The sequence below is a fragment of the Streptomyces sp. BRA346 genome (assembly GCF_052851135.1).
Map to the genome: position 1 here is coordinate 196,222 of NZ_JAIWIH010000012.1, position 15,825 is coordinate 212,046.

General features: G+C 73.0%; 17 protein-coding genes. 9 read left to right on the forward strand and 8 right to left on the reverse strand.

The window, feature by feature from the left end:
- Window positions 1-26: 26 nt before the first annotated feature.
- Both LCH29_RS17240 and hisN read right to left on the reverse strand, forming a co-directional pair.
- A complete protein-coding gene (locus LCH29_RS17240) occupies window positions 27-419 on the reverse strand; it encodes a CBS domain-containing protein (RefSeq protein WP_446462742.1) in 393 nt (130 codons plus the stop codon).
- Between the two features lie 171 nt (window positions 420-590).
- Window positions 591-1,385 carry a histidinol-phosphatase gene (hisN, locus tag LCH29_RS17245; protein WP_123106753.1) on the reverse strand — a complete coding sequence of 265 codons (795 nt, stop codon included), beginning with the start codon at window positions 1,383-1,385 and terminating at the stop codon, window positions 591-593.
- A 102-nt stretch (window positions 1,386-1,487) separates the two neighbouring features.
- On the opposite strand from hisN, the gene LCH29_RS17250 reads away from it, so the two are divergent.
- Window positions 1,488-2,129 carry a TetR family transcriptional regulator gene (locus tag LCH29_RS17250; RefSeq protein WP_446462608.1) on the forward strand — a complete coding sequence of 214 codons (642 nt, stop codon included), beginning with the start codon at window positions 1,488-1,490 and terminating at the stop codon, window positions 2,127-2,129.
- Here the strand turns inward: LCH29_RS17250 and LCH29_RS17255 are convergent.
- The 4 genes from LCH29_RS17255 to LCH29_RS17270 all read right to left on the reverse strand — a co-directional run bounded on the left by LCH29_RS17255 (window position 2,126) and on the right by LCH29_RS17270 (window position 5,829).
- Window positions 2,126-2,449, reverse strand: a complete 324-nt coding sequence (locus tag LCH29_RS17255; RefSeq protein ID WP_446462609.1) for a DMT family transporter — start codon at window positions 2,447-2,449, stop codon at window positions 2,126-2,128. The two genes, LCH29_RS17250 and LCH29_RS17255, sit on opposite strands and share 4 nt — an antisense overlap.
- 117 nt (window positions 2,450-2,566) lie before the next feature.
- Window positions 2,567-3,574: a ribosome small subunit-dependent GTPase A gene (rsgA, locus tag LCH29_RS17260; protein WP_446462610.1), complete on the reverse strand. Its 1,008-nt coding sequence runs from the start codon at window positions 3,572-3,574 to the stop codon at window positions 2,567-2,569.
- A 12-nt stretch (window positions 3,575-3,586) separates the two neighbouring features.
- The gene (gene aroA, locus LCH29_RS17265; protein ID WP_446462611.1) at window positions 3,587-4,963 is read right to left on the reverse strand and encodes a 3-phosphoshikimate 1-carboxyvinyltransferase; all 1,377 of its coding nucleotides are present in this window, start codon (window positions 4,961-4,963) and stop codon (window positions 3,587-3,589) included.
- A gap of 152 nt (window positions 4,964-5,115) precedes the next feature.
- A complete protein-coding gene (locus tag LCH29_RS17270) occupies window positions 5,116-5,829 on the reverse strand; it encodes a M50 family metallopeptidase (protein WP_446462612.1) in 714 nt (237 codons plus the stop codon).
- A gap of 48 nt (window positions 5,830-5,877) precedes the next feature.
- Between LCH29_RS17270 and LCH29_RS17275 the strand changes: the two genes are divergently transcribed.
- From LCH29_RS17275 to def, 8 genes are all read left to right on the forward strand, one after another.
- Window positions 5,878-6,711: an SOS response-associated peptidase gene (locus LCH29_RS17275; RefSeq protein ID WP_446462613.1), complete on the forward strand. Its 834-nt coding sequence runs from the start codon at window positions 5,878-5,880 to the stop codon at window positions 6,709-6,711.
- The gene (locus LCH29_RS17280) at window positions 6,711-7,394 is read left to right on the forward strand and encodes an alpha/beta hydrolase family protein (RefSeq protein WP_446462614.1); all 684 of its coding nucleotides are present in this window, start codon (window positions 6,711-6,713) and stop codon (window positions 7,392-7,394) included. Before LCH29_RS17275 ends, LCH29_RS17280 begins: the two co-directional genes overlap by 1 nt.
- A gap of 272 nt (window positions 7,395-7,666) precedes the next feature.
- Window positions 7,667-8,359, forward strand: a complete 693-nt coding sequence (locus LCH29_RS17285; protein WP_425473001.1) for a sigma-70 family RNA polymerase sigma factor — start codon at window positions 7,667-7,669, stop codon at window positions 8,357-8,359.
- Window positions 8,356-8,700 carry a mycothiol system anti-sigma-R factor gene (gene rsrA / locus LCH29_RS17290; RefSeq protein ID WP_446462615.1) on the forward strand — a complete coding sequence of 115 codons (345 nt, stop codon included), beginning with the start codon at window positions 8,356-8,358 and terminating at the stop codon, window positions 8,698-8,700. Before LCH29_RS17285 ends, rsrA begins: the two co-directional genes overlap by 4 nt.
- Before the next feature lie 213 nt (window positions 8,701-8,913).
- Window positions 8,914-10,344, forward strand: a complete 1,431-nt coding sequence (locus LCH29_RS17295) for an HD-GYP domain-containing protein (protein ID WP_446462616.1) — start codon at window positions 8,914-8,916, stop codon at window positions 10,342-10,344.
- A 470-nt stretch (window positions 10,345-10,814) separates the two neighbouring features.
- The gene (locus LCH29_RS17300; protein ID WP_446462743.1) at window positions 10,815-12,137 is read left to right on the forward strand and encodes an HD-GYP domain-containing protein; all 1,323 of its coding nucleotides are present in this window, start codon (window positions 10,815-10,817) and stop codon (window positions 12,135-12,137) included.
- A gap of 251 nt (window positions 12,138-12,388) precedes the next feature.
- A complete protein-coding gene (locus tag LCH29_RS17305) occupies window positions 12,389-13,375 on the forward strand; it encodes a tetratricopeptide repeat protein (RefSeq protein WP_055547955.1) in 987 nt (328 codons plus the stop codon).
- Between the two features lie 106 nt (window positions 13,376-13,481).
- Entirely contained in the window at window positions 13,482-14,114 is a 633-nt protein-coding gene (def, locus tag LCH29_RS17310; RefSeq protein WP_446462617.1) for a peptide deformylase, read from the forward strand.
- A gap of 12 nt (window positions 14,115-14,126) precedes the next feature.
- Here def and LCH29_RS17315 read toward each other — a convergent pair whose 3' ends face one another.
- Entirely contained in the window at window positions 14,127-14,441 is a 315-nt protein-coding gene (locus tag LCH29_RS17315; RefSeq protein WP_446462618.1) for a hypothetical protein, read from the reverse strand.
- Window positions 14,438-15,817 (reverse strand): hypothetical protein, encoded by a 1,380-nt coding sequence (locus LCH29_RS17320; protein ID WP_446462619.1) that lies wholly within the window; start codon window positions 15,815-15,817, stop codon window positions 14,438-14,440. Before LCH29_RS17320 ends, LCH29_RS17315 begins: the two co-directional genes overlap by 4 nt.
- Window positions 15,818-15,825 lie beyond the last annotated feature (8 nt).

The window sequence follows — 15,825 nt, forward strand, 5'->3', positions numbered from 1 at the left end:
CGTTCGTACGGGTTCGCCCCGGGGGGTCAGGCCAGTGCGGGCTGCGGCACCGGGGCCCAGCAGCGGATGATGTCGCGCACCGACACCACCCCGACCGGGTCACCCGCCTCCAGGACGATCAGATGGCGGAAGCCGCCCTGGGACATCGTGCGGGCCGCCTCCTCCAGGGTCCACCCGGGGGCGGCGAAGACGGCGTCGGCGGTGGTGTGGGCGTGTGCGGTCTCGTGGTCCGGGTCCTGGCCCGCGCCGAGGGAGTTGAGGATGTCCCGCTCGGTGAGGATGCCGAGGCCGCTGGTGTCGGGGTCGAGCACGATGGCCGACCCGACCCGCCGGGCGGACATCAGCCGGGCGGCCTGACGGAGCGTATGTGCGGGGCCGATGGTGAGGACCACCGAGCTCATGGCGTCACGGACGTGCATGGGCATGGATGGAGGCACCTCCTTGGTGGAATCCGTCATGCGCGTTCGAGAACGGATTCACAAGTTCACAAGGCTCTGGATTCTCATGTTCACATGCTCCGGTGGGCACCACAAGGGCGCGCGGAGGCCGATCTCTTGCTCAGCGCGCCCGTACGCTCCGGTTGACAGCCCCTACGGCCGCAGGTAATCCAGCATCGCGCCGTGCAGCAGCCCGTTGGACGCCGCCGCGTCGCCGCTGTTCGGGCCCGGTACGCCGTCGAGCCCGGTGAAGCGGCCACCCGCCTCCTGGACGATCACGGCGTTCGCCGCCATGTCCCACAGCGACAGTTCCGGCTCGGCGCACAGGTCCACCGACCCCTCGGCGACCATCATGTACGGCCAGAAGTCGCCGTAGCCGCGGGTGCGCCAGCAGGCGCGGGTCAGGTCGAGGAAGCCGGTCAGCCTGCCGCGCTCCTCCCAGCCGCTGAGCGAGGAGTACGCGAACGACGCGTCCCCCAGCTCGGCCACCTTCGACACGTGCAGCCGGGTCGCCGACGACAGGCTCCGGCCGCTGTACGCCCCGAGCCCCTCGGCGGCCCACCAGCGGCGGCCCAGCGCCGGTGCGGAGACGACCCCGACCACCGGCCGGTCGCCGCCCGCGCCGCGCTCCATGAGCGCGATCAGGGTGGCCCACACCGGAACCCCGCGTACGTAGTTCTTGGTGCCGTCGATCGGATCGATCACCCAGCGGCGCGGACCCGTGCCCTCACTGCCGAATTCCTCGCCGAGCACCGCGTCCCGCGGGCGGGCGCGCTGGAGCTGGGAGCGGATCAGCTCCTCGGCCGCCTTGTCGGCCTCGCTCACCGGCGTCATGTCGGGTTTCGTCTCGACCTTGAGGTCGAGCGCCTTGAACCGCTCCATGGTCTGGGCGTCGGCGGCATCGGCCAGTACATGGGCGAAACGCAGGTCATCGTGGTAGTCGGCCATGGCCGAACAGTATCGAGCCACATCGGGGCGATCCACAGGAGGCTATTGACAGCATCTGGCGGGCCGTCAATTCTGTGCACGCGGAAAGCCGGGGAGGCGACGATGCCCGCAGCGCGTGAATCCTTGCTCGACGCGGCCTTCGCCGCCCTCGCGCGCCGACCGTGGGCCAGGATCCGGATGACGGACGTCGCCGCGGCCGCCGGGGTGTCGCGGCAGACCCTCTACAACGAGTTCGGCGGCAAGGACGGCCTCGCGCGGGCCCTGGTGCGGCGCGAGGCCGAGGCGTACCTCAACGGTGTCGAGCGGGCCCTGACCGGGGTGCCGGGCGCCGCGGGGCCCGGGGAGCGGCTGGCGGCGGCGGCCGTGTGGACGGTCCGGGCCGGGACCGAGAACCCGCTGGTGCGGGCGGTGCTCACCGGATGCTGGAACGAACGGCTCCCGTGTCCCGCGCCCCCGTCACCCACACGTCCCGCCCCTACCGGTGGCCCGTCGCGCCCGCCGGGCTCACCGCGCTCGTCCCGGGCCGCCGTCGTGGAGCCGGTGCCTGCGCCCGTCGATCTGCTGGGCCAGGCACGGGACCGCGCGGTGCGGCTGCTGGAGGCGGAGTGGCCGCCGGGCGGGCCGGTGGAGCTGGCCCGGGCCTGCGAGACGGCCGCGCGGCTGGCGCTGTCGTACGTCCTGGTGCCCGCGCCCGCGGTGGAGGTGGCGAGCGCGGTGCGCGGCGCGCTCGCCCGCAGCGGCTAGTGCCCCGAGCCGGAGAGCTGGAGGCCCACCACGCCGATGATCACCAGCGTGATGGAGACGATCTTCAGCACGGAGACCAGGTCGTTGAGGAAGACCATGCCGTAGATCGCCGTCCCGGCCGCTCCGATGCCCGTCCAGACCGCGTACGCGGGCCCCACGTCGAGCTTCTTCAGGGACAGCGTCAGCAGTCCGAAGCTGCCGAGCGCGAACGCGCAGAACGCGACCGTCGGCCAGAGCCTGGTGAAGCCGTGCGAGAGCTTGAGGCAGACCGCGAAGCCCGTTTCCAGGAGCCCGGCGACCACGACCAGCAGCCACGCCATACAGATTCCTCCCGTACGTACCGCTGACGGCTGCGTTTGTTTGCCTGGGTTGGTCCCTCGCCCGGTTGCTTCGGTGCGATTATCCCTTTACCTCACCGGGGAGGCGGCAAACCCGGGTCAGTCGCCCTCCCGCCGTTCGCGGGTGGCGAGCAGCCTCCGCAGGGAGTACAGCCGGGCCGGGTCGGCGTGGCCCTCGGCCACCCACTGGTCCAGGGCGCAGTCCGGCTCGTCATGGCTACAGGCGCGCGGGCAGTCGTCGGTGCCGGCCTCCAGATCGGGGAAGGCGTGGATGACCCTCGTCGGGTCCACATGGTGCAGTCCGAAGGACCGCACGCCCGGCGTGTCGATCACCCATCCCTTGTCGTCCGGAAGGGGCAGCGCGAGCGCCGAGGTGGTGGTGTGGCGGCCGCGGCCGGTGACCGCGTTCACCCGTCCGGTGGCCCGTTTGCGCTCCGGCACCAGGGCGTTGACCAGAGTGGTCTTGCCGACGCCGGAGTGGCCGACGAAGACCGTGATCCGGTCGGTGAGACGTTCCCGCACCCGGTCGGCGGCCTCTCCGTCGGCCAGCTCCTCGCGGTTGGTGACGACATAGGGCACGCCGAGCGTCCGGTAGGTCTCCAGGAGGCCGTCGGCGGGCGCCAGATCGGACTTGGTGAGGACGAGCAGCGGTTCGAGCCCCGCGTCGAACGCCGCCACCAGACAGCGGTCGATCAGCCTCGGCCGCGGCTCGGGGTCGGCGAGGGCGGTGACGATGGCCAGCTGCTCGGCGTTGGCGACGACCACCCGCTCGAACGGGTCGTCGTCATCGGCGGTCCGGCGCAGTACGGAGGACCGCTCCTCGACGCGCACCACGCGCGCCAGGGTGTCCTTGGCGCCGGACAGGTCGCCGACGACCGCGACCCGGTCGCCGACCACGACGCCCTTGCGGCCGAGTTCACGGGCCTTCATGGCGACGATCGTGCGGCCCTCGATGAGGACATGGAGCCGCCCGCGGTCGACGGTCAGGACCATGCCCTCGGAGGCGTCCTCGTGTTTGGGGCGGATATGGGTACGCGGACGGTTGCCCTTGCGGTTGGGGCGGACCCGTACGTCGTCCTCGTCGGTGTGCTTGCCGTAGCGGCGCATGGCGGTACGCCCTCAGGCTCTCCGCGCCGTGGCTGTCGCCGCGTCGAGCATTCCGGTCCACAGGCCGGGGAAGTCGGGCAGGGTCTTGGCCGTGGTCGCCACGTTCTCGATCTGGACGCCCTCGACGGTCAGGCCCAGCACGGCGGCGGCGGTGGCCAGCCGGTGGTCCTCGTAGGTGTGGAAGATCCCGCCGTGCAGCGGGCGCGGCCGGATGCGCAGCCCGTCCTCGGTCTCCGCGACGTCGCCGCCGAGTTCGTTGATCTCCTTGGCGAGGGCGGCCAGCCGGTCGGTCTCGTGGAGCCGCAGATGGGCGATGCCGCGCAGGACGGACTCGGAGTTGGCCAGCGCCGCGACCGCCGCGATCACCGGGGTCAGCTCGCCGACCTCGTGCAGATCGGCGTCGATGCCGGTGATCCGGCCGGTGCCGGTGAAGGTCAGCCCGGCGTCGGTCAGCTCGCAGGAACCGCCCATGTCGGTGAAGATCCGGCGCAGCGCGTCACCGGGCTGGGTGGTGTGCTCCGGCCAGTCCGGGATGGTCACCCGGCCGCCGGTGACCAGGGCGGCGGCCAGGAACGGCGCCGCGTTGGACAGATCGGGCTCGACGACCAGGTCCCGGCCGAGCAGCGCGCTCGGCGCGACCCGCCACACGCCCTGCTCGCCGCCCGCCTCCGGGGTGTCGACCCGCGCGCCCGCCGCGCGCAGCATGTCGACGGTCATCCGGATGTGCGGCAGGGAGGGCAGCGCGGCGCCGATGTGGCGCACCTCGACCCCCTGGTTGAAGCGCGGCGCGGACAGCAGCAGCGCGCTGACGAACTGGGAGGACGCCGAGGCGTCGATGCGGACCGGGCCGCCGTCCAGCGCCCCGCCGCCGTGCACGGTCATCGGCAGCGCGCCGCGGCCGTCGTCGTCGATGCGGGCGCCGAGGGCGCGCAGGGCGTCGATCACGCCGTGCAGCGGGCGCTCGTGCGAGCGCGGGTCGCCGTCGAAGCGGACCGGGCCGTCGGCGAGGGAGGCGACCGGCGGCAGGAAGCGCATCACGGTGCCCGCGTTGCCGACGTCGATGGTGGCCGGGCCGTGCAGTCCGGCGGGGATGACCCGCCAGGCCTCGCCGCCGCCGGAGGAGCCGCCCGCGCCGAAGGCGCTGTCGGAGACCGTCTCCTCGATGCCGACGCCCATCGCGCGCAGCGCGTCGGCCATCAGCAGGGTGTCGCGGGAGCGCAGCGGCCGGCGCAGCCAGCCGGGCTCGGCGGCGAGCGCGGCCAGGATCAGACCGCGGTTGGTGACGGACTTCGATCCGGGCACGGTGACGGTCGCGTCGACCGCCCCGTCAGCGGTCGGGGCGGGCCAGAGGGCGGTGTGATCGCCCGGGGAAGTCTCAATGCCGGTCATGGGTCTCACTTTAGTGGCTCACCGAGAGTGCGAATCTTGATCAAAAGTGGCGAAACCCAGTCGAAACACAGCGCTGGTACAGGCGGTGGAGGGGCGCGCCGAGGGTGTGTACGGGGCGCATCCGGCCCGTACGGGTCACAGCCGCGGCCGGGTCACAGCCGCAGCATCCAGCGGCCGCCGCCGATCAGCGAGCTCAGCGAGACGACGTGGAAGAGCAGCAGCCACACCACGGCCGGAACGTTGGTGAGCCGGGCCAGCTGATCGGGGTCGGAGTCGTACGCACCGCCGGACCGCCGCTTGCGCTGGAGCTCGAAGGCCGGACGGACGCCGCCGAGCAGGAGGAACCACACCACGCCGTACGCGAACGCGGCCTGCACGTCCGGCTCGGTCAGCCAGGAGACGAGGAAGAAGGCGGCCCCGGCGGAGACGACCGTGAGCACGCCGTACGCGTTGCGGATCATCACCAGCATCACGGCGAGCAGCGCCGTCGTGCCCCACAGCAGCGCGGTGATGTGGTTCGCGGCCAGCAGCCAGGCGCCGAGCAGCCCGATCAGGGAGGGCGCGGTGTAGCCGGCGGCAGCCGTGAGGACCATGCCGATGCCGGTGGGCTTGCCGCGCGAGACGGTCAGCCCCGAGGTGTCCGAGTGCAGCCGGATGCCGTCCAGGCGCCGCCCGCTGAGCAGCGCGACCAGTCCGTGGCCGCCCTCGTGGGCGATCGTGATCGCGTTGCGGGATATGCGCCAGGAGGTGCGGAAGACGACGACGGCGAGGGCTATCAACCCGGTGGAAGCCACCAGCCACAGCGTGGGGTCGGGCTGGGCGCCCACGACCCGGTCCCACAGGTCGGCGGCGTTCGTTACGTCCATGTGCGGGCGGCTCCTCACGTCGGGTTGCGTCGTGGCAGTGTGGCACCTATGTGCGGTCGATACGCAGCGAGCCGGAGACCCGAGGATCTCGCCGGGGTCTTCGGGGTGGAGAAGTGGGAGCCGGAGGAGACACTGGCGCCCGACTGGAACGTCGCGCCCACCAAGGACGTGTACGCGGTGCTCGAACGCCCGCTCAAGGGCCCCGAGGCCGAAGCCGCCGGGCCGCGGCCGGTCCGCCAGCTGCGGGCGCTGAAGTGGGGTCTCGTCCCGTCCTGGGCGAAGTCCCCCGAGGGCGGCGCGAAGATGATCAACGCCCGGGCCGAGACCGTGCACGAGAAGCCCTCGTACCGGCGCCCCTTCGCCGCGCGCCGCTGCATCCTGCCCGCCGACGGCTACTACGAGTGGGTCACCGCGTCGGGGGAGCGGCAGCTGGAGGAGAAGGGGAAGCGCAAACGGCCGCGCAAGCAGCCGTACTTCGTGACCCCGGTGGACGGTTCGGTCATGGCGATGGCCGGGCTGTACGAGTTCTGGCGGGACCGCACGCTGCCGGACGAGCATCCGCGCGCCTGGTGGGTGACCTGCACCGTGATCACCACCGAGGCGGAGCGGGAGCCGTTCGCGGGCGGCGCCGCCGGGGACGAGGGCCCGCGCTCGCTGGCCGACATCCATCCCCGGATGCCGCTCGTCCTCACCGAGGACCGGTGGTCCTCCTGGCTGGATCCGGCCCGTACCGACCCCGACGATCTGCTCCCGCTGCTGGCGCCGCCGCCCGCGGGGCTGCTGCGCGCGTACCCCGTCGCGACCGGGGTGAGTGACGTCCGTAACAACGGCCCGGAGCTGTTGAAGGAGCTGGAGGGCCCGGAAGAGGGCACGCTGTTCTGATGACGCGCACTACCGGGACCACCGGGACCACTGGGACGACCGCCGAGACCGTGCCGACCCCGGTCGGCGACGCCCGCATCACCTGGCACCACGCCTCCGGCGCGCACACCGTGCTGGCCGTCTCCCACGGCGCGGGCGGCGGCATCGAGGCGCGCGACCTCCGGGCGCTGGCCGCCGCGCTGCCGCCGCGGGGAGTGAGCGTCGCACTGGTCGAACAGCCGTGGCGGGTGGCGGGCAAGAAGGTCGCGCCCGCCCCCAAGACCCTCGACACCGGCTGGCGCGCGCTGTGGCCCGCGCTGGAGCGGCGCGGCCTGCCGGTCGTCGCGGGCGGCCGCAGCGCGGGCGCGCGGGTGGCCTGCCGTACGGGGGCCGAGCTGGGCGCCCGCGCCGTGCTCGCGCTGTCCTTCCCGCTGCACCCGCCGGGCAAGCCGGAGAAGTCCCGCGCCGAGGAGCTGCTGTCCACGGGCCTGCCGACGCTCGTCCTCCAGGGCGGCCGCGACGCCTTCGGCCGCCCCGGGGAGTTCCCGGCGCTGCCGGAAGCCACGGAGCTGGTTGAGGTGCCCCACGGTGACCACGGCTTCGCCGTGCCGAAGTCGGCGGACATCACCGAAGCGGAAGCCCTCGCCGTGATCACCGAAGCGGTCGGGGAGTGGCTGACGCGCCTCGCGGGGCCCGCGCGCTGAGTGGTGTGGGTGAGGTCACGGGAATGCCGTCCCGGGGGCCGGTGTTATACGCGTCGTAGGTATCGACCGCGTAAGAGGCACCAGCACGAGGAGAGGGAGTTCCCCGCATGGGTTCGCTTGCTTGCCCGGCCCGCCCGCACGCCGCTGACCTGGACTGGCGTCAGATGGAGGCGGAGCAGACCGCGAAGATCGAGGCGGCGGGCGGACCGGATCGTCGTCTATTCTCCGATTCGAGCGGGTCCGCATCGGGTACCGCCGCGAATACGGAGGAGGTGGGTCAGGTCACTGGGACCGACGCAGAGACCGACGGCGTCATCGAGGGAGCGCAGGACGAGCAGCGGCAGGAGACGTCCGCGGAGCGCAACGCGCGCTTCGAGCGCGACGCCTTGACGTTCCTCGACCAGATGTACTCTGCCGCGCTGCGCATGACCCGTAATCCGGCCGACGCAGAGGACCTCGTGCAGGAGACGTACGCGAAGGCATACGGGTCCTTCCACCAATTCCGCGAGGGCACCAACCTCAAGGCGTGGCTGTACCGCATTCTCACCAATACCTTCATCAACTCGTACCGCAAGAAGCAGCGCGAACCCCAGCGCAGTGCGGCCGAGGAGATCGAGGACTGGCAGCTCGCGCGCGCCGAGTCGCATATGTCGACCGGTCTGCGGTCCGCCGAGTCCCAGGCCCTGGATCACCTTCCTGATTCGGATGTCAAGGAGGCTCTTCAGGCCATTCCCGAGGAGTTCCGGATCGCGGTCTATCTCGCGGATGTCGAGGGGTTTGCGTACAAGGAGATCGCCGACATCATGGGGACACCCATCGGTACGGTGATGTCCCGTCTGCACCGTGGGCGCCGTCAGCTGCGCGAAATGCTGGAGGACTACGCCCGTGGGCGCGGGCTCGTCCCGGCGGGCGCGTCCGGTGCGGCGGCGGACGGGTCGCACGATCGGAAAGGCGCGGACTCATGAGCTGCGGAGAGCCGCACGAGACGGATTGCTCCGAGGTCCTCGACCATCTCTACGAGTTCCTCGATCGCGAGATGCCCGACGGGGACTGTGCCAAGTTCGAGGTGCACTTCGACGAGTGCTCCCCCTGTCTGGAGAAGTACGGCCTGGAGCAGGCCGTGAAGAAGCTGGTCAAGCGGTGCTGCGGGCATGACGACGTGCCCGCCGACCTCCGCTCGAAGGTCATGGGCCGCATCGAGCTGATCCGCTCCGGGCAGGCCGTGCCCGAGCGCGAGCTCACCGCGGAGCCCGGCACCGGCGCGGAGACCGCCGAGGCGTCCCGGCCCGCCACCGCCCAGGAGTGACCGCCGAGGTGTGACTGCCCGGGTGTGACCGCCCGGGTGTGACCCTGGCCCGCGGGCCGCGGGCGGCGTTTACCGAACGGTCCGATCATCACCCGAAGGGGTGCAATCGGGCGGTCCATCCGTCCCCGCCCGCCGCATGCGGCCCTATTCTCCCCAATCTGACCCGCCCCGGACGGGGCGGCGACCGGATGTGGATGGGGAGGAGGGCGGTCGTTGCGGGCACTTCCTCTCGGGGCGCGCGCCTATGTGCTCAGCGCCGTTCTCGCCGGGGCGCTGTGCGCCGCCCCGGTGCTGTGGTCCCAGGCGGCCGTCCCGTGGGCCACGGTGATCCTGCTCGCCGCGGTGTACGCGGTGGGGTCCCGTACGGTGCGGGCCCCGTCCCCCGAATGGTGCAGCCCCGTCCTCCTGGCCGGGGCTTTTCTGCTGCCGCCGGCCGCCGCGGCGCTCGTCGCGGTGCCCGGGGCGCTGCTGGGGCGGGTCGAGCGGCAGCCCGCGCCGGTACGCCGCGCCTGGCGCGCCGCACAGCTCTCACTGGCCGTCTGGGCCGCCGCGCACGCCTTCCGGGCCCTCTGCGGCCCGTACGCCCTGCGCGCCGCCGAGAACCCCGGTGTGCCCGGTTTTCCGCGGGCCCTGGCCGCCGCCCCGGTCGCCGCGCTCGTGCTGGGGCTGGTCACCGCCGCCCTCGAAGGCGGGGTGCTGGTCCTCGCCGAGCGCCGCTCGGCCCGCGCCGCCTGGCGCGGACGCCACCTGAGCGCGCTGGCGCCGCAGCTGGTCCACGGGCCCGCCGGGCTCGCCATGGCGGTGCTGTGGGCCAGCCCGTACGGACCGGCGGCGGCCCTGCTGGTGCTGCTGCCGATGTACGTCTGCGCCTGCGTCTTCGCGCTCTACCACCGCGAGCGCGCCGCCCACCAGGCCACCATCCGCGCCCTCGTCCAGGCGGTCGACATCAAGGACCGCTACACCCGGGGCCACAGCGAGCGGGTCGGCCGCGCCTCCGTGATGATCGCCCGCGAGCTGGGCATGAGCGGCGACCGGCTGGAGGCCCTGCGCATCGCGGGCATCCTGCACGACGTGGGCAAGCTCGGCGTCCCCACCCGGCTGCTGCGCAAGAACGGCCCGCTGACCCCGGAGGAGCGCCGCGTCATCGAGCTGCACCCCGAATACGGCCACGAGATGGTGCGCGGCATCCGCTTCCTGGGCGAGGCGCGGACGGCGATCCTGCACCACCACGAGCGGCTGGACGGCAGCGGCTACCCGTACGGGCTGGCCGGGGCGCAGATCCCGGAGTTCGCGCGGGTGGTGGCGGTCGCGGACGCGTTCGACGCGATGACCTCGACGCGTACGTACAGCAGGGCCCGCCCGGTGGACACGGCGGTCGCGGAGCTGAAGCGGTGCGCGGGTTCGCAGTTCGACCCGCGCATGGTGCGGGCCCTGGCCCGCGCGCTGGACCGCCACGGCTGGCACGCGGCGGTCACCGCGGACGCCCGTACGGAGGCCCGTACGGACGCGGTGACGGGCGCCGGGGGCGCCGCCGACGAGCGCGGAAACGTCCCGCCGCCCCCGCCCGCCCCGCTCGTACGCGCCGCGGCGCCCCCGTCCGCCGCCCCGCCGCCCGACGGCTCGCGCTCCGGCGGCGGCGCGTGACCGCCCGGCGCGGTGGCGCGCCCGGCCCGGCGGGGCGGGCCCCCGACGGCGAAGACTCGCGCCCGCGGTCCGCCAGGGCGCGCGGCGGGGGCGAGGCCGGGACGCCCGGCGGCCGCGGCTCAGCCGGGGCCCGCGGGGCAGACGGCCCTGGCCCGGCACAGGTTTTTGACCGGGACCGGGACGCGGCGGAGTGGGCCGTGAGCGGGGCGCGCGGGAGCGCGGTCGGGGCCCGCCGCGACTCGCAGGAGCCCCGGTCCGGCCGGGCGCGGGGTGGAGGCGGGCCCGGGCCATCCGGTGGCTCCGGCGACGCCGAGGAATCCCAGGCCGGTGTCCCGGTCCGGGCGCCCGACCCGGATGGCCGGACCCGAGACGCGGCCCGGGGCCCGGACCGGGACCGGAGCGCCGGGCCGGGCGGCGGCCTCGGGCGGCTCGCGGAGCGGCACGCGCGGGCTGTCCGGCGGGCCCGGACGATGCGTGCCGGGGGCCCGCCTCCGACCCGGCGGCGGGGCGGCAGGGTCACCCTCGCCGGGGTGTACGGCGCCGCCGGGGCGCTCGCCGTGGTGGCGCTCGCCTGGACGGAGTGGCACGGGATACGCGAGCCGGGGGCGGCGCTCGCCTTCGGGCTGCTCATCGCCCTCGGGGAAGCCATCCGGTGTGGTGACGCCCCGGCCGCGCTCCCGCGCGCGAGCGGGGCGCACGAGCAGCGCGGCGAGCCCACGCCCCTGGCCGCCGCGGGCGCCCTCGGGTACGCGCTGCTGGGGCGGCTGGGCGGGGAGCCCACCAGCCATGGGGTGCTCCAGGTCGTCACCGTCGTCGTGGCGGCCTCCCTGACGGGCCTGGTGCCGCGCATGGCGCTCGGGCGCCCGGCCGACCCGGGCCACACCGCCCGGCGCGTGCTGACCGTGGGGTTCGCGGCCACCTGCTTCCAACCGTTGCACCACACCGGCCGGTTGGTCTCCTGGCTGGGGCACGGCCCCGCCCTCGTCGGCTACTTGCTGGGCGTGCTGGCCCTGACCGCGCTGTGCGACGCGGTGCTCGCGGCCGCCCTGGCCCGCGCCCGCACCGGCTGGCCGTACGGGCCGCTGCTGCGCGACGAACTGCGCGCGCTGACCGGCATAGGGTCGGCGATCTGCGCGACCGGGGTGGTGATGGCGCTCACGGTGGCCGTCACCGGGCTGTGGGCCCTGCCGGTGCTGGCGCTGCCGCCGCTGCTGATCCAGTACTCGTTCCGCCGCTACGCCGCGATCCGGGCCACCTGCCGGCAGACCATCGCCTCCCTGGCCCGCTCGACCGAGATCGCCGGGTACACCCCGGCCGGGCATGCCCGTAAGGTCGCCGGGCTCAGCCGGGCGGTCGGCCGTGAGCTGGGGCTTTCCGAGCCCGCCCTGACTGTGCTGGAATACGCGGCGCTGATGCACGACATCGGGCAGCTGTCCCTGGTGGACCCGGTTCCGGCCGGGGCGACCGAGCCGCTGACCCGTGCCGAGCAGCGGCGAATCGCGTTGCTGGGGGGTGCCGTGGTACGGCAGACGGGGGTGCCCGCGGAGGTCGCGGTGATCGTCGAACGGCAGGCGGACCCGTACCGCGAACAGCCCCTGTCCGCGCGTATCGTGCGCGCGGTGAACGCGTACTCCGAGGCGGCGGGAGGCCCGGCGGCCGCGGGACAGGGGGGTGCGGCGCCGCTGTGCGCCCTGGAGCGGCTGCGGCTGGCCACCGCGCGGGACTTCGATCCGGCGGTGGTGGAGGCGCTGGCGACAGTGCTGTCCCGCCCGGCGTACGACCGCCCGCGGTGAGGAACCCGGTGACGAAGGTGGAACTCGCCGGTAATGAGCGGGTCTCCCAAGAGGCATGGTTGGATGCGAGAGAGGGGTGTCGGGCCGATGGCCGGTGGCAAGGAGGTGTGGTGGGCATCGTCTCCCGGCCGAAGCGTGAGGGGCTGGGCTGAGATGTCCGCGGATGTGTGGCAGGTTGTCTTCCAGGGAGGGCGACACCGTCCGCGCAAGGCTCTGGTACGGGACTACTTCGATACCGGCAGGCGGGAATCGTGAAGATCTTCGGCAAGGTACGGCACCGGCCGTCCGCCTCATGGCGGCAGGCCACGGACCGTGCGTTCACGCTCATCGGCGACGGCCGGTACGAGGACGCGGGAGCGCTGCTCACCCGCGCCGCCGACCTGGAGCCGTGGCTGTCGGAGTCCTGGTTCAACCTCGCGCTGCTGCACAAGTTCCGGCACGACTGGGAGCAGGCCCGGGCCGCAGGGCTGCGCGCCGTCGCCCTGCTGGACCGCGAGGCGGGCGCTCCCGACTGGTGGAACGTGGGCATCGCCGCGACCGCCCTCCAGGACTGGCCGCTGGCCCGCCGCGCCTGGCAGGCGTACGGGCTGAAGGTGCCCGGGGAGGCGTCCGCGTCCGGTGAGCCGCTCGGCATGGAGCTGGGCAGCGCGGCGGTGCGGCTGTCGCCCGAGGGCGAGGCCGAGGTGGTCTGGGGCCGTCGGCTGGACCCGGCCCGGATCGAGGTGCTGTCGATCCCGCTGCCGTCCTCCGGGCGGCGCTGGGGCGAGGTCGTGCTGCACGACGGCGTTCCGCACGGTGAGCGCGTGACCGCCGCGGGCCCGGCCTACCCGGTCTTCGACGAGATCGAGCTGTGGGCGCCGTCCCCGGTGCCGACCTGGGTGGTGCTGCTGGAGGCGGCCACCGAGGCCGACCGGGACGCCCTGGAGCGGCTGGCGGCCGACGCGGGCTTCGCCGCCGAGGACTGGTCGTCGTCGGTGCGGCTGCTGTGCCGCTCCTGTTCGGAGAGCCGGATGCCCAGCGACGAGGGCGAGGGCGAGCACCTGGACCCGCACGACCACAGCGAGCCGGGCCACCCCGGTCCGCTGGGACACCGCACGGCGGGCTCGGGCTCGCTGTGGGTCGCCGAGCGCGAATGCGGGATCGCCGCCCCCAGCGGGCTGGTGCGGGGGCTGCTGGACGGCTGGGTCGCCGACAGCCCGGACACCCGGGAGTGGCGAGACCTTGAAGAGGTCTGCTGAGGTCTGCTGAATGCCCGGAAAGGGCCACTGATCCCCCTGGCCTCACCTGCGGGCCGTACCCTGTAGGGCGACGCATCAGGGTTTGAAGGAAGGCGTACGGCGGACGATGTCGCAGCAAGGGACCACGAAGCAGCAGGTGGACGACGAGTTCGTCGTGGACACGGAGGACTGCGAGGAGCGCGAGCGGGCGTACCGCGAGCGCGGCACCGCCCGCCCGATCACCGTCGTCGGCAACCCGGTGCTCCACAAGGAGTGCCAGGACGTCACCGAGTTCGGCGACGAGCTCGCGGCGCTGGTGGACGACATGTTCGCCAGCCAGCGGGCGGCGGAGGGCGTGGGCCTGGCCGCCAACCAGATCGGCGTCGACCTCAAGGTCTTCGTCTACGACTGCCTGGACGACGAGGGCGTACGTCACGTCGGCGTGGTCTGCAACCCGGTCCTGGAGGAGCTGCCCGCCGACCGCCGCGTCCTGGACGACTCCAACGAGGGCTGCCTGTCGGTCCCCACCGCCTACTGCGAGCTGCCCCGCCCGGACTATGCGGTGGTGCGCGGCCAGGACGCCGCGGGCAAGCCGATCACCGTGCGCGGCACCGGCTACTTCGCCCGCTGCCTCCAGCACGAGACGGACCACCTCTACGGCTACCTCTACATCGACCGCCTCTCCAAGCGCGACCGCAAGGACGTCCTCCGGCAGATGGCCGAGGGCACCGCGCGCTACGAGACGGTGCCGAACGACTGAGGCCGGCGTGGGTCAGGGGCCGTTCGCCGCCTGGGGGTAGTACTGCGCGACGTACGTCCAGCGTGCTGCCCCCAGGACGATGAACACCGCGGGCGGCGCCAGCCACCACCGGCTGAGCGCCCCCTTCCTGACCGGAAGGGCCGCGAGCAGCAGGGTCACGACCCCCACGACGACCACGACGAACGACGCCGTCTCGATGCCGGTGAGCGTGTTCTCATCCCAGCTGCCGCCCGGCTCCGTCACCAGCGCCCAAAAGGCGAAGTAGACATTGAGGACGTTCGCGAGGACCAGGACCGCCGCACCGGCCCACCGAAGAAAGCTGGTCACTCCAGGGCCCTCCGCGCGTCCTTCAGGTTGCCGTCGAAGGCCTTACCGTAGTTCTGCGCGCTGCCGTCCTGCCAGTACGGTCCGCCGTTGTAGCGGGCCCCCAGCTCCTGGCGCTGCTCCGGTGTCATCTGGTCGGCAGGTACATCGGCGAAGTCGCTCTCGGCCTTCAGCATCGCGAGGTATTCGGAAGCGATGAAGATGTTCTGCCCGGGGTCCTGTAGGGCCGCCTCGACCTGGTCGCGTTGGCTGCCGGTGAGGTTTTCGGGGTCGTAGCCGAGCACCTCCGCACCGCGTCGCACCTGGATCGCGATGGGACCGAAGGAGGTCTCGTCCTTGTCACCGCCGAGCCGGCCGGGGAGGTTCTCCGGGGTGACGGGGAACCAGTCCTGCTCCGCTATCTCCCGGACCGAGTCGGTGACGTCGTCCGCCGGCCCGGGCTGGCCGCCGACCTCCTGCCAGGCGATGCCCGCGACCAACTCCGGGGTCAGGCCCGAGTGCTTCGCGGCGGCGTTGATGATGTCCTTGTTCGCCGAGATCCACTCGGCCCGGTCCCCGTTCGACAGGGGCGGGATCCAGTAGCTGTCGGTTGCCTCAGGAAGGTCCTGGAGCTTCATGCGGATGTCCCAGAGCGCGGGAGAGACGTCATCCTTGCCCACCGGGGGAGCGAACTCCGCCTTGGGGCCACTGCCCTCGAGCCGGGTGAGGGGGTCCTTGCGGGCCTCGCCCGCCTCCCTGCGGAGCGCCGGGATGCTGTCGAGCAGATCCTTGGCGTCGGCAAAACTGCCGCCGCGGAAATCGGGCAGAGCCTTGTACGCCTTCCTCAGCGTGGCGAGACAGTCGTCGCGCGCGTCCTTTTCGACCGTCTTCGCATTGCCGAAGTCCGAACTCGCCTGATCGTGTGCGCGGTTGGCATCGTCCTTGATGTCGTCGATGTCCATGGTGAGTTCAGCGGCCCAGTCCAGGAAGCCGGTGGTGCCGCGCATGTCCTCCCACTGGCGCATCGGCTCGGCCTCCTGGGCCGTACGCGTGACGGCCTGGCCGACCTGTGCGATGAGATCCGCGAGGGTCTGCTCGGCTGCCTTGCCGTTGGAGTAGTGGGCCTTGGCGGTGTCCAGCGCCGCGGAGTAGTGCAGCAGCGCCTTGCGGGCCGCGTCGTAGCCTTCGGCGAGGTGCGCGATCATGTCACGGGCTTGACGCAGCCGGTCGTCGTAGGGCTCGCGGCTCTTGCTCACCCACTCCGTGCCGGTGGCGGCGCGTTTCGCGGCGGGTTCGATCTCGAGCAGCAGGTCACGCAGTCGGCGGAATTCATCGGAATTGCGCTCGACGAGCTTGGGATTGCAGTCTTCGAGGAATTCGACATCCTTGCGATACGTCATCCCCCGAC

What these genes read in the sequence shown, in the direction of transcription:
- rsrA (WP_446462615.1), top strand. Translation starts at nt 8,356, where the DNA reads ATGAGCTGCGGAGAGCCGCACGAGACGGATTGCTCCGAGGTCCTCGAC.
- LCH29_RS17280 (WP_446462614.1), top strand. Translation starts at nt 6,711, where the DNA reads ATGACGCGCACTACCGGGACCACCGGGACCACTGGGACGACCGCCGAG.
- LCH29_RS17250 (WP_446462608.1), top strand. Translation starts at nt 1,488, where the DNA reads ATGCCCGCAGCGCGTGAATCCTTGCTCGACGCGGCCTTCGCCGCCCTC.
- rsgA (WP_446462610.1), bottom strand. Translation starts at nt 3,574, where the DNA reads ATGCGCCGCTACGGCAAGCACACCGACGAGGACGACGTACGGGTCCGC.
- LCH29_RS17270 (WP_446462612.1), bottom strand. Translation starts at nt 5,829, where the DNA reads ATGGACGTAACGAACGCCGCCGACCTGTGGGACCGGGTCGTGGGCGCC.
- LCH29_RS17255 (WP_446462609.1), bottom strand. Translation starts at nt 2,449, where the DNA reads ATGGCGTGGCTGCTGGTCGTGGTCGCCGGGCTCCTGGAAACGGGCTTC.
- aroA (WP_446462611.1), bottom strand. Translation starts at nt 4,963, where the DNA reads ATGACCGGCATTGAGACTTCCCCGGGCGATCACACCGCCCTCTGGCCC.
- LCH29_RS17275 (WP_446462613.1), top strand. Translation starts at nt 5,878, where the DNA reads ATGTGCGGTCGATACGCAGCGAGCCGGAGACCCGAGGATCTCGCCGGG.
- def (WP_446462617.1), top strand. Translation starts at nt 13,482, where the DNA reads ATGTCGCAGCAAGGGACCACGAAGCAGCAGGTGGACGACGAGTTCGTC.
- LCH29_RS17300 (WP_446462743.1), top strand. Translation starts at nt 10,815, where the DNA reads ATGCGTGCCGGGGGCCCGCCTCCGACCCGGCGGCGGGGCGGCAGGGTC.
- hisN (WP_123106753.1), bottom strand. Translation starts at nt 1,385, where the DNA reads ATGGCCGACTACCACGATGACCTGCGTTTCGCCCATGTACTGGCCGAT.
- LCH29_RS17320 (WP_446462619.1), bottom strand. Translation starts at nt 15,817, where the DNA reads ATGACGTATCGCAAGGATGTCGAATTCCTCGAAGACTGCAATCCCAAG.
- LCH29_RS17240 (WP_446462742.1), bottom strand. Translation starts at nt 419, where the DNA reads ATGCACGTCCGTGACGCCATGAGCTCGGTGGTCCTCACCATCGGCCCC.